Below are 13,151 nucleotides of genomic sequence, written 5' to 3' on the forward strand. Positions count from 1 at the left end.
CGTATCGCCTGATCATTCTATAGCAACGCCCTCAATTAAACCGAGTAGCGCAAGCCGTATCGCCTGATCATTCTATAGCAACGCCCTCAATTAAACTGAATAATGCAAGGCGTATCGACTGATCATTCTATATCAATGGCCTCAATTAAACCGAGTAGCGCAAGGCGTATCGCCTGCGTTCTAACATCCGAACGGTCTCCGGTAAATAAATATGTTTCGGTTTTACTGACTGAATGGACGTTATACCAAGAGATGCACACGGTGCCAACGGGTTTTTCATCGCTGCCACCCTCGGGCCCGGCAATACCACTAATGGCCACCGCGAGATCCGCATCGGAATTTGTTACCGCACCGACAGCCATTGCTTCAACCACCTGCTCAGAAACGGCACCAAAGCCTTTAATTACGGACTTTTTGACGCCTAACATCTGTATTTTCGCTTGGTCGCTATAGGTCACAAAACCTCGGTCAAACCACTGTGAACTTCCAGAAATCTCGGTAATAGCGTATGCTACACCACCACCGGTACAGGATTCTGCGGTCGCAGCAACGAACCCAGCCTGGTTGAGTTTTTCGCCTAGGACTTGCGCTAATTCTTGAACGGTTCTTTCAGTGAACATAAGTTTTCTCCAATAAAGATCCAATAAAATTGGAAATGTAAATTCAAGTGTTCTTATTATAAAGTTATCATCTATTAAGTGTATTCATTATGACGCTAAGTGCGCAACAATTACAACAACATACCCCAATGATGCAACAATTCCTAACCATCAAGAGCGAAGTGCCCGACACCCTCCTTTTTTATCGCATGGGTGATTTTTACGAATTGTTTTTTGATGATGCACGCAAAGCCTCGCAGCTTTTGGGTATTTCTTTAACTCAACGCGGCAAAACCGGTGGTAATGCCATTCCCATGGCAGGTGTTCCATACCATAGTGTAGAGGGATATTTAGCAAAATTAATTGCAATGGGGGAATCCATTGCTATTTGTGAGCAAATAGGTGATCCCGCCACTTCAAAAGGCCCCGTTGAACGAAAATTGGTGCGTATTATCACCCCGGGCACGGTGACCGATGAAGCCTTACTTAACGACCGTCAGGACAATTTATTATGTGCGGTCTACCAATTCCAAAACAGCTTCGGCATTGCGTCATTAGATCTTGGCAGTGGTCGTTTTATTATTAATCAATTCCAGCATACTGAAACCTTACAAGCCGAACTACAACGCCTTAACCCTGCCGAGCTTTTATATCCGGAAAACTTTGAACACATTGATTTAATCGAACATCTGCAAACTATTCGCCGCCGTCCGGAATGGGAATTTGAGCTGGCCACCAGCAAAAAAGTATTAAATCAACAATTTGGCACTAAGGATTTAATCGGATTTGGTGTAGAAAAAGCAGAAATTGCGCTTTGTGCAGCGGGTGCATTACTGCAGTATATTAAAGATACTCAACGCACCAGCTTACCGCATTTACAATCGATTAAGTTAGAGCAAAATATTGATAGTGTGATTTTAGATGCCGCAACACGAAAAAACTTGGAATTAACCCAGAACCTTTCCGGCGGCTTTGATAATACTTTAGCTGAAGTGCTGGACTTGACCGTCACGCCAATGGGAAGCAGATTATTAAAACGTTGGATACATCAGCCGATCCGCAATTTTAATATCCTAACTTACCGCCAAACCATGATTCAAACATTAATCGAACAGGATCTAAGCAGTGCACTGGCAGACCCCCTAAAGCAGATCGGCGATGTTGAACGGGTGATTGCCCGACTGGCATTACGCTCTGCCCGTCCACGCGATTTAACCCGCTTGCGTACCGCGTTTTCACTTTTACCAGAACTCCAGCACCTGATCGCCGACCTGCCAACTGAATTAGTCGGTAAGCTGGGTAAAGAGATGGGGCTTTACCCGGAGCTGCTGACATTATTAGAAAAAGCAGTCATTGATAATCCACCGGTTATTATTCGCGACGGGGGTGTTATCGCACCGGGTTACAATGAAGAGTTGGACCAGTGGCGAAATCTTGCCAAAGGCGCAACCGATTATCTTGAACAACTTGAAACTCGCGAACGTCAGGCAACAGGAATCAGCACTCTAAAAGTTGGCTATAACCGGGTGCACGGTTATTATATAGAAACCAGTCGTTCACAATCGGATATCGTTCCCGCCCACTACGTTCGCCGGCAGACACTGAAAAATACCGAACGTTATATTATTGCCGAGCTGAAAGAGCATGAAGATAAAGTGCTATCGAGCCGAGGTAAAGCGCTTGCCCTCGAGAAAAAGCTCTATGAGCAGTTAATCGACCTGTTATTACCACATCTGCAAAAATTACAGTCAACCGCGCAGGCGCTGGCCGAGCTAGATGTCCTTAATAATCTTGCGGAGCGCGCTGTGACACTCAATTATGTGCGCCCTACCCTGCAAGCTGAAAATGGTATTGATATTGAAGAAGGCCGTCATCCGGTCGTTGAACAAGTGAGTAAAACACCCTTTATCGCCAATCCGGTTGTACTTAATGATAAGCGTCGCATGCTGATTATTACCGGCCCGAATATGGGCGGTAAATCCACTTATATGCGCCAGGTGGCATTAATGGTATTAATGGCACATATCGGCAGTTTTATTCCCGCTCAGCAGGCTAAAATAGGCCCGGTGGATCGTATTTTCACGCGTATTGGCGCGTCGGATGATCTTGCCAGTGGACGTTCCACTTTTATGGTTGAGATGACCGAAACGGCTAATATTTTACATAATGCCACCAAAAACAGTTTAGTATTAATGGATGAAATAGGCCGCGGTACGAGTACCTTTGACGGTTTATCACTGGCTTGGGCCTGTGCTGAACAATTAGCCAAAAAAATCCAGGCCTACACACTTTTTGCGACCCATTATTTTGAGTTAACCAAGCTACCTGAAAATATTCCCGAGTTAGTCAATGTTCACCTGGATGCCGTTGAACATGGTGATACTATTGCCTTTTTGCATGCCGTACAGGAAGGTGCCGCTAACAAAAGTTACGGTTTGCAGGTCGCCGCATTAGCGGGTGTGCCAAAAGAGGTGGTTAATAATGCCAAAAATATATTACGGCAATTAGAATTGGGCTCACAGCCTCAAGCGAACTTAAATGAAAAACCGCTGCAGACAACCTTAGCTTTTGATGACGTGCAAACCAGTCAGGCTCTATTGTTATTGGCAGACATTGATCCCGATGAGTTAACCCCCAAAAAAGCGCTGGAGCTCATTTATTTATTAAAAGAGCGAGCATAAAAATAACCGGGTAATAAACTGCCCGGTTATTTTAAGCGATTAATATCTGCTTTGTATTATTTTAACCTGCGTCTATTAGTCGTCGCCGAATGCTGATTAAACTCTTGCTGGCTAAGCTGCGCATCGCCATTCAAATCTCACTCTTCAAAAGTGAACATAACTGCCCGGTTATTTTGAGTACTGCTTTTTATTGTTTTAACCTGCGACTTTTAGTAGTCGCGAGATGCTGATTAAATTCTTCCTGGCTAAGCTGCTCATCGCCATCAAGATCCAGCTCCTCAAAAGTGAACATATTAGCATTTTGATTTGCGCCCAAACCAGGATTTTTCTCTCTGCGTTGCGCAATAGCAGCTTGATATTCTTCTTTGGTTACTTGCTCATCGGTATTTTTATCCATTTCCCGATAGGTAAGCCGATACCTGACCTGCGTATTAATTTTATTAGTCATCTGGCTTAAGTTTCCCGTACCTTGACTACCCGCGCCTTGACCGCCGCCGGCCCCTGCAGCATAAGAAAAGCCAACAAAAAACACCGTCATTAAGGCAAAGACAGTGAGCATTTTACACTTCATGATATCCCCCTTTTTTTATGATTTAAACCCAATACAATTGTAGTTTAAAAAACAAATGATGAAGATCATCTCCATTATTATAAACCCCCCTTGCATGCTCATTTTTACGGCGTATCCATCCCCAGTTTAATAAAAGCGTTAATATAAGAAACGTCTTTATCTTCTTTTTTGATCGCCGCATAGAGTGTTTTATAAATGCCTTTTTTACCCAAACGTATTTTTTTGACATGATATTGAAGACTGTAGCTGTCGGCCAGCCATTCAGGTAATACACAAACTCCGCGCTGATGTTCGACCATCTGTAACATGATAGCCAGCGATTCAATTTGTTTATGTGCTTTAGGCTCAACCTTCTCGGGCCATAAAAACAACTGAAACACATCTAAGCGCTGTTTTTCTATCGGGAAAGTAAATAACACCTGATCACCCAGATCCGCGGCAACGATATGACTTTTTTTCGCTAAGGGGTGTTTTGCGGGTACTATCAGCACTTGCTCATATTCAAATAATGGATGAAATTGTAACTCTTTATGCTCATAGAAATCAGGCGTGATCAGTAAATCAACCTGTTGGTTTATTAATCCGTTGATTCCTGAAAATTGAAATTTTCTGATAATATCAATATCAATATTTGGCTGAGTTTGTAAAAACTTCGCGATCACTTGGGTTAACCATTCATGGCAGGGATAACATTCCACGCCAATACGCAATAAGCCCTGTAACCCTTGCCCCATTGCTTTTAAGGTCATTTCGGTTTGCTCTAAGGTGGGCACGGTTTGTTTACCCACTTTTAGTAATAACTCACCCGCCGGCGTTAAACGCAGGCGACGCCCGCAACGCTGCCATAATTTTACGTTTAACTTTTTTTCAAGGTGACGAATCTGATGTGATAATGCAGATTGGGTTAAACATAAAGCCTCTGCCGCCAGCGTTAGGGTGCCCTTTTCATGCAGTGCAATCATGATTTTTAAATGCGACAACTCTATCATTATGAATCTACCTCATGGTTGTGTAATAAATCATCATTATTTTTCATAGTTAATTCTAAATATAATCATTCGTAACTTCAATGTCTGCTGTATTTAAAAGGATGATAAAAATAATGGCTAAATTACATCACTTAGGTTTCCCGCGTATTGGCAATAAACGTCAGCTGAAATTTGCTCTGGAAAAATTCTGGGGTGGCGAATTAAGCGAACAGCAATTACAAACAACTGCTGCCGATTTACGTCAACAAAACTGGCGGGATCAGCAGGACTTAGCGCTGGATTTATATACAGCCGGGGACTTCTCACTTTATGACCAGGTACTTGATGCGAGTTTTTTAGTCGGTAATATCCCACAACGTGCCAAACAAAGTGGACAGGATAATAGCTTAGATAATTATTTTAGAGTCGCACGGGGCCGATCGCAGTCACAGGAATGCTGCGCAGGATCTCATGGACACTCGGGTGAAAGTCAGGCAGGCGAGATGACTAAATGGTTTAATACTAACTATCATTACATCGTGCCGGAATTTGATGCACAGACCACTTTCTCGTTAAATGCCGAGCAGCTGCTGCTGCAGATTGAAGAGCTGCAGCAAATCAATAAAAATGTTAAACCTGTGATCATCGGTCCTGTGACCTACCTGTGGTTAGGCAAAGAAAAAGATGATAGCCAAAAACTCGCACTACTGCCAAAATTGCTGGAGGTTTACAGTGAATTATTGGCACTATTGGCAGAAAAAAATATTACCTGGGTGCAAATAGACGAGCCTGTTTTAGTGTTAGAAATCCCCACACAATGGCAAGAAGCACTGCAAAGCAGTTATAATAAATTGGGACAATCCAAGGTTAAGCTTCTTTTAACCACCTATTTTGGCGAGCTTAAGAATAACTTAAAACTGGCCTGCGAACTGCCCGTTGCAGGTTTACACCTTGATGCGGTTAATGCGCCACATGAAATAGACCTTGCGATAGCGTATTTAGGCACTGATAAAATATTATCCCTGGGTATTATCAATGCGTGTAACATTTGGAAAACCGATCTTAATCAGACTTTAAATCAATTGCTTCCTATCCATCAGAAACTACAGGACAAATTATGGCTGGCACCCAGTTCATCATTACTGCATGTCCCCATCGATTTGGATAATGAACAGAAACTTGATTATGAAGTTAAATCCTGGCTGGCTTTTGCGGTTCAAAAATTACAGGAATTAAGCTTAATTGGTCGCGCTTTAAATGAGGGTTTAGCAAGCGTTGAAGCGGCCTTTACTTATAATAAACTCTGTATTGAAAGCCGTCGTCAAAGTCAACGAGTCCACAAACAAAATATTAAAAGCAAAGTGCTTAATATCACGCCTGAATTAGGCCAGCGTAAGCAGAATATAACCCAACGGGAAGCCTTACAGCAATCCTATTTAAATCTGCCCAGTTATCCTACGACAACCATAGGATCTTTCCCGCAAACCAGTGATATTCGGCAATTACGTCAGGCCAAACGTTTAGGGGATATCAATGAAGAGCAATATAAAAAAAGCATTAAAGAATCCATTAAATTTTGTATTAATGAGCAAGATGAACTTGGCCTGGATGTCTTAGTGCACGGTGAAGCGGAACGTAATGATATGGTTGAATACTTCGGCGAGCTCCTTGACGGTTTTGTTTTCACCCAATTTGCCTGGGTGCAATCCTACGGTTCGCGCTGCGTTAAACCGCCGATTTTATTTGGTGATGTTTCACGTCCTAAGGCAATGACCGTTGAATGGTCAAGCTACGCGCAATCTCTGACTGAAAAAAAGGTAAAAGGCATGCTTACGGGCCCGGTTACTATTTTAAACTGGTCTTTTGTGCGTGATGATCAGCCCCTGAAGACGACCTGTATGCAGATTGCGCTGGCTATTCGCGAGGAAGTGCTTGATTTAGAAAAGGCGGGCATTAATATTATCCAGATTGATGAAGCGGCGCTGCGTGAAAAATTACCACTGCGTCGTTCCCAATGGCAGCAATATTTAAACTGGGCAATATCAGCCTTTCGAGTCTGTGCCAACGGTGTTGACGATAAAACCCAGATTCACACTCACATGTGTTATTCCGAGTTTAACGATATTATTAAAGCCATAGCGCAAATGGATGCCGATGTCATTACCATTGAAACGTCGCGCTCGGATATGGAATTATTGGATGTTTTCGAAGAGTTTAGTTATCCCAATGGAATAGGACCCGGCGTTTATGATATCCATTCGCCCAACATACCCGATGTTGAGCGAATGGTAAGCCTAATGAAAAAAGCGGCCCTGCGTATTCCGGCTGAGCAATTGTGGGTTAACCCTGACTGCGGTTTAAAAACCAGACGCTGGGAAGAAGTTAAACCTGCATTGCTGAACATGGTGACAGCAGCCAAAAAACTGCGCGCCAGCTAATAACCTTAAAATATGAATAAAAATAGCCTTAAGCTGTTAATAAAAAGAAGGGAGGTCATCAACAGCCATCTCCCTTCTCTTTTATCTTATTTTAAACTAGCGGGGCTAAATCAGCCGGACGGTAATAAACAGATTTTAAGACCTTACCCTGACGAATTTTTTTATCCGACAATTGTACATCTTGAGCACATTTGGCGATGATAAAATCACCCTTAATACTGTCCACCAATACCACTCCCTGCTGGGCATAAAATTCTTGGGTTTCCTGGTACTCCTGGGCATTGCGACAGACTTTGCTCATATTGCTGGAATGCACTTCGTCCCAGCAGGGTAAAAAATCAATCTCAAGCTGTTTGGCGACATTTAAAAAAAGATCAATCAAATAGCTTATCTCAAGATGATCACTCGCCCCGGTTATGCCCCGGTGAACTAAACGTCCCATCAGAACATAAATACTGTCCACAATCGCATCGGCTTGTTCAATTTTGCAATCGGCCTGCGCCAGTTCGGTTAACTCTTCAATAATTAACGAAGTATGCAAAGCATCCGCTTGTGCATTCAATGAACTAATATCACTGCAAGGAAGATCAAAAGTCTGACGGAACTGCTCGATATCAGCATATAAGTGGTCGTAAATAGGTTGAGTCAATAATGACAGTTGCATGCGTTAAACCCTAATTTCATAAATCGCAGATTGTAGCAATAAAATGTTAAAAAAGAGAGCTTATCCGAGCCAGCAACTGGCAACAAAATCAGATTATCCCTGCATTATTAATTTATCTAACAGCAAAGAAAAGAGTATAATCATTATGCTTACAAAAGTAAGACTTTTAAAATATAAGGGAATAGATCACAACATTTTGAATAACAGGATGTTATCAATCATGACAAAGACTAAAACATCTTTTTATATCCAGCTGGCATGCACTTTACCCCCTTAGGCATGAAGTTAAAATAAATGCCTTTGCTATTACATAACAGCCCCCAGCACAGTGTTAGCCATTCGTATGAGAGGAATAATTGAAGGAAATCAGGCTTAAACAAGAAGAGCGTTTCTCAATCAAACTAACGCATCAGATAGATCAAGGTGAGTTTCGCCGTATTGATGTTTATTTTTCTCTGCCAAAAGAGATGAGTATTAATAAAAATACGCTACCGGAAATTGATTATTTCAATGCAGGGGTTCGAACTCGAAGCGCCTATTTTACTCAGGGTTTACATTTACCCCTATTACATAGCCGTTTTGCCAGTCGTATGAAACATTCCGCTTATGAATATCGCAACCACCTTAATCTATTCGCTTATCAATATGTGACCGCGCTTGATACCGATACCAAAGATGCACTCAAGATCAATGACAGTGACAAGTTACAGGACTTTTATAACGCAGCACAAGAGATTGCCAACCACAGTATCGTCATTTTAGGCAAAACCCGTGCCCATGCCCCTAAAGATCCTAAACTGGCGGCGATCTTTGAAAATGTGGATAATTATCTGTCCTGGTATACAGAACAAAGCCTACTGGGCATGTTGGCAAAAAAACCGCGTGTATCTGAATTTTCTGAAGACCGCCTTGCACTGTTGAGGCTCTGTAAAAATGAAAACTTATACCGCCAAGAAAAAGCCTATAACTCGCAGGCGTCACTTGACGATCCTAACCGGATTGCCAACAAAATGCGCCTGTTACGCCGCTTAATTGAGTATGGCGTCATTTTTAAGACTGAGACCCTGGCATTAGGTAACATCACCCGTAAGGTGGTTACCGGTGTTGCTACCGCGCTTATCATGTCCGTAGTACTGGTATTAATTATTAAAACGCAGGGTGCTTTTAGTACGTTGACCTCCTTGATGGTGTTTATTCTCGCGATTATTTATGGGGTGCGCGAAGTTTTCAAGGATGATTTTAAAAATATTCTCTGGCAGTGGATACGTAAGGGCAAACCTAAATGGGCCAAAACCTTAATTGATCCAACCAGTAAAACTGAACTGGCGAAACAAAAAATTTGGCTTGATTATATTAAAGCTGGCAACCTGCCGGTCAAAACCCGGCAGCTGTTGGCAAAACGCAATATGCAGAATAAACAAAGTTCGGAGATATTACATTCTCGTATCGAAACCAAGGTTGTGCGACAAGGATTCCAACCGGGTTATGACACACTGGAAGAGACCATAGATTTTAGTCTGTTGCCCTTTGCGCGTTATTTAGAGCGCGGTAGCGGTAAGCTTTATGAGCAGAATGAGGCCTCATCAAACAAAGAAAAAATTAAAACCACCTCCATTGAGCGACGCTATCAAATTAATGTCGTTATCGCATTAGATCAGGGTCGGTACACAGAACAATTCGAGCGTTATAAAATAACCTTAAACCGCTCTGGCATTATTGCTATCGAAAAAGCAGGCAAAGCGGCGATCGAGGATAAACCAGAAAGCGGGCGTTATTCCAAACTAAGGACATTATTACATTTTAAAAAAGATCGCTAAAAAAGAAAGCCATTATTCTGCAACTAAGGTTTCAATGCGATAAAATCCCTGCTCATCAACACCTAATAGTTTGGCTAAAAAAGGCAATGATGCCTGCATTTCTTTTTTTAGCGTCCAGGGAGGATTAATAACAATCATGCCGCTGGATGTCATGCCCATTTGATCCGAGTCTTCCTGAAGACCTAATTCAAAAAGTTGAATATTCTTAATACCGGAGGCTTTTAACGCTTTTTCCATTTTATCAATGGTCAAACGGTTAACCACCGGATACCAAAGTGCATAGGTGCCCGTTGCAAAACGCCGGTGCGCTTGTATTAATGTTTCAACCACCTCGTAATATTCAGTTTTAATTTCATAGGAGGGATCAATTAAAACAAAACCGCGGCGCTCAACGGGCGGCATATTGGCAATCAGGCCCTGCAGACCATCACTTTTAGCCATTTTAATTTTCCGGTTTCCTGAAAAATTAGCGCACATATTGGTAAATTCATTGGGGTGTAATTCAAATAAAGCCATGCGATCTATTTCGCGTAACATTTGCAGCGCAATGCTCGGTGAACCCGGATAATGTTGTAATTGACTCTGGGCATTAAATTCAACTACTTGTTCCATATAACGCGCCACGGGAACGGGCAAATCCGCACGCCCCCACAGTGGAAAAATACCATTATTAAACTCTTTCGTTTTTAAAGCTTCAGAAGACTGAAATGAATAAGCGCCGCAGCCGGCATGCGTATCCAGATAACAAAAAGCTTTCTCTTTTTTGAGCATATAATCAATAATTGATGTAGAAACAATGTGCTTTAACACATCCGCAAAATTACCTGCGTGAAAAGAATGGCGATAGCTCAGCAAAAATGACTCCATAAATATAATTGGTATAAGCTGTGCAGTATAAATAAGATTGTCTGCAAATGCGCTAAAAATAAAACCTTATATTAGCGCTATCATGTTATTATTGTCGCCCGATTTATTTCAGCCTATCGCTCTAAAAATGGATGTTAAATGCAATCTGATGCACTAAACCCTCTAGAAAGACGCACCGCCATCTCACTTTCCGTGGTGTTTGCATTACGTATGTTAGGCCTGTTTATGATCATGCCGGTATTTGCCATTTACGGGCAAGAGCTGATTGGTTATTCCCCGATCTGGGTAGGTTTTGCAATCGGTGCCTATGGTTTAACCCAGGCATTATTGCAAATTCCCGCCGGCATGTTGTCTGACAAATTTGGCCGTCGTCCGATTATTTTTATCGGTTTGCTGCTTTTTGCTATCGGCAGCTTAATAGCAGGTTATTCTGACACTGTTTATGGTGTAACAGCCGGACGCGCTATTCAAGGTGCGGGTGCAATTGCCAGTGCGGTGTTAGCCCTGGCAGCCGATGTCACCAGAGAAGAACAACGTCCCAAGGCAATGGCCATGATCGGGGTGAGCATTGGCCTTGCCTTTGCATTGGCGATGGTCGCAGGTCCTGTTTTAGCACCGGTCATTGGCTTGCAGGGTTTGTTCTTTATTACCGCTGCCGGTGCCCTCACGGGTATTGCTATCGTCTATTTTGTGGTGCCGCACGTGGTCAGTAAAGCCCCCAAGGGCGAAACCGTCGCCATTCCCGCTTTGCTTGCAAAATTAGCCAAAGATCCGCAACTGCTGCGTTTAGATTGTGGTATTTTTATTTTACACATGGCACTCACGGCTATGTTTGTGGTATTACCTCTGCAACTGCAAAATATGCAATTACCTGCAGCGCAACATTGGCATATATACCTGCCGGCATTATTAGTTTCATTTATATTAATAGTGCCTATGCTTATCATGGCTGCCCGCAAACAGATGAATAAACAGTTTTATCTGTTTGCTATTTTGTTAATGGCGGCAAGTTTAATCGCAATGTCACTTAACTCTCAATCACTTATATGGATGTTTATATCCATATTATTTTATTTCACGGCTTTTAATTTTTTAGAAGCGTCATTACCTGCATTTATCTCAATGCTCTCTCCCGCAGGCTCCAAGGGCAGCGCGATGGGGATCTATAGTACTTGTCAGTTTTTAGGTGCTTTTTTTGGCGGGATTTTAGGAGGGTTTTCCTATAAACTACTCGGCAGTAGCGGCTTATTTTTATTTTTAGCCGGGTTAATGGCTATTTGGTTTCTTATTTCATTAGGTATGAATAACCCAAGTAAAGTCCGCACCCATACTATTACAGCATTAATCAAGGATGAAACCCATGCGCAGTTAATCACTGAACAGCTAATTACGCTGGAGGGGGTCTTAGAAGTCGTCATCATCGTTGAAGACAAAACAGTTTATATCAAAGTAAATAACCAAGTCTTTGCACTGAACAAAGCGAAAGAAATTTTAGCAAATACTTAATCTACAGCATAAATCATAAAGCAGTAAGCGGAGCAAAAAAGATGTTTAACCGAAGCGTAAACAAAGTAGTCTTAGTCGGCAATCTAGGAAAAGATCCGGAAATGCGTTACATGCCAAACGGCAATGCAGTCGCAAATTTAACACTGGCAACAACAGAAAGCTGGAAAGACAAACAAACCGGCGACCGTAAAGAGAAAACAGAATGGCATCGCCTGACGGTATTTAACCGCCTGGGTGAAATGTGCGGTGAGTACCTTAAAAAAGGTGTTAAAATTTACGTTGAAGGTAAGTTACAGACTCGTAAATGGCAGGGACAAGACGGCCAGGACCGTTACACAACCGAGATTGTTGTCTCAGAAATCCACATGATGGATGCACGTAATCCAACCCAAGCGGGTAGTCAACCTTTCCAGGGTAACGCACAGCCAGAAAATGCTCAGGAGCCGCAACAAAGCTGGGGTAAAGCACCGCAACAAGCGCCGACTCAACAGCCTGCGCCGCAAATGGCCCCTGCTTACCAGCAACCAGCACAAAATCAACGTCCACCCGCGCAAAATCAACAACAACCAGCGCAAAATCAACAACAACCAGCGCAAAATCAACAACAACCAGCGCAAAATCAACGTCAACCAGCGCAAAATCAACAACAACCAGCGCAAAATCAACGTCAACCAGCGCAACAGCAACCAGCACAAAATAATCAACGTCCACCAGTGCAAAATCAGCGTCCTCCAGCGCAACAGCAACCAGCACAGCCGACTCAATATAATGAGCCATCAATGGATTTTGATGATGATATTCCGTTTTAGTTTTCAAAATTTTAAAGTGTATACACAAAAAACAGCTTCTTAGCTTAATGCCCCTAATTTAGGGGCATTTTTGTTTTGTGACGGTAGGTCGATGTCGAACAATAATTGCAGGATATTTTTTAAGACTATAATTTAACTTATCAAAAAACGGTTATTTTTAAATAAAGTACCGAATATAGGTTATAAATATCTGCCTGTTAACTCATCAAATAGAGCAATAAAAAACATTTA

General features: G+C 42.3%; 10 protein-coding genes. 5 read left to right on the plus strand and 5 right to left on the minus strand.

What is annotated here, in order from left to right:
- Window positions 1-122 precede the first annotated feature (122 nt).
- A complete protein-coding gene (locus CXF72_RS05825) occupies window positions 123-620 on the minus strand; it encodes a CinA family protein (protein WP_101037642.1) in 498 nt (165 codons plus the stop codon).
- An 86-nt stretch (window positions 621-706) separates the two neighbouring features.
- Between CXF72_RS05825 and mutS the strand changes: the two genes are divergently transcribed.
- Window positions 707-3,280: a DNA mismatch repair protein MutS gene (gene mutS / locus CXF72_RS05830; RefSeq protein ID WP_442966030.1), complete on the plus strand. Its 2,574-nt coding sequence runs from the start codon at window positions 707-709 to the stop codon at window positions 3,278-3,280.
- A 187-nt stretch (window positions 3,281-3,467) separates the two neighbouring features.
- Here mutS and CXF72_RS05835 read toward each other — a convergent pair whose 3' ends face one another.
- Both CXF72_RS05835 and CXF72_RS05840 read right to left on the minus strand, forming a co-directional pair.
- Entirely contained in the window at window positions 3,468-3,851 is a 384-nt protein-coding gene (locus CXF72_RS05835; RefSeq protein WP_101037646.1) for a hypothetical protein, read from the minus strand.
- A 104-nt stretch (window positions 3,852-3,955) separates the two neighbouring features.
- Entirely contained in the window at window positions 3,956-4,840 is an 885-nt protein-coding gene (locus tag CXF72_RS05840; RefSeq protein WP_101037648.1) for a LysR family transcriptional regulator, read from the minus strand.
- A gap of 113 nt (window positions 4,841-4,953) precedes the next feature.
- Between CXF72_RS05840 and metE the strand changes: the two genes are divergently transcribed.
- Window positions 4,954-7,257, plus strand: a complete 2,304-nt coding sequence (gene metE, locus CXF72_RS05845; protein ID WP_101037650.1) for a 5-methyltetrahydropteroyltriglutamate--homocysteine S-methyltransferase — start codon at window positions 4,954-4,956, stop codon at window positions 7,255-7,257.
- Window positions 7,258-7,348: 91 nt separating this feature from the next.
- On the opposite strand, the gene CXF72_RS05850 is transcribed toward metE, so the two are convergent.
- Window positions 7,349-7,921: a nucleoside triphosphate pyrophosphohydrolase family protein gene (locus CXF72_RS05850; protein ID WP_101037652.1), complete on the minus strand. Its 573-nt coding sequence runs from the start codon at window positions 7,919-7,921 to the stop codon at window positions 7,349-7,351.
- Window positions 7,922-8,277: 356 nt separating this feature from the next.
- Between CXF72_RS05850 and CXF72_RS05855 the strand changes: the two genes are divergently transcribed.
- Entirely contained in the window at window positions 8,278-9,738 is a 1,461-nt protein-coding gene (locus CXF72_RS05855; RefSeq protein WP_101037654.1) for a hypothetical protein, read from the plus strand.
- Window positions 9,739-9,750: 12 nt separating this feature from the next.
- On the opposite strand, the gene CXF72_RS05860 is transcribed toward CXF72_RS05855, so the two are convergent.
- The gene (locus tag CXF72_RS05860) at window positions 9,751-10,593 is read right to left on the minus strand and encodes a 23S rRNA (adenine(2030)-N(6))-methyltransferase RlmJ (RefSeq protein WP_198552520.1); all 843 of its coding nucleotides are present in this window, start codon (window positions 10,591-10,593) and stop codon (window positions 9,751-9,753) included.
- A gap of 150 nt (window positions 10,594-10,743) precedes the next feature.
- Here CXF72_RS05860 and CXF72_RS05865 point away from each other — a divergent pair, with 150 nt between their 5' ends.
- Complete coding sequence (locus tag CXF72_RS05865; protein WP_101037658.1) at window positions 10,744-12,111, plus strand: MFS transporter; 1,368 nt, start codon at window positions 10,744-10,746, stop codon at window positions 12,109-12,111.
- 41 nt (window positions 12,112-12,152) lie between these two features.
- Complete coding sequence (ssb, locus tag CXF72_RS05870; protein WP_101037660.1) at window positions 12,153-12,920, plus strand: single-stranded DNA-binding protein; 768 nt, start codon at window positions 12,153-12,155, stop codon at window positions 12,918-12,920.
- Window positions 12,921-13,151: the final 231 nt, after the last annotated feature.

Origin of the sequence: Psychromonas sp. MB-3u-54, assembly GCF_002836415.1 — a bacterium.
Classification (GTDB): Bacteria; Pseudomonadota; Gammaproteobacteria; order Enterobacterales; family Psychromonadaceae; genus Psychromonas.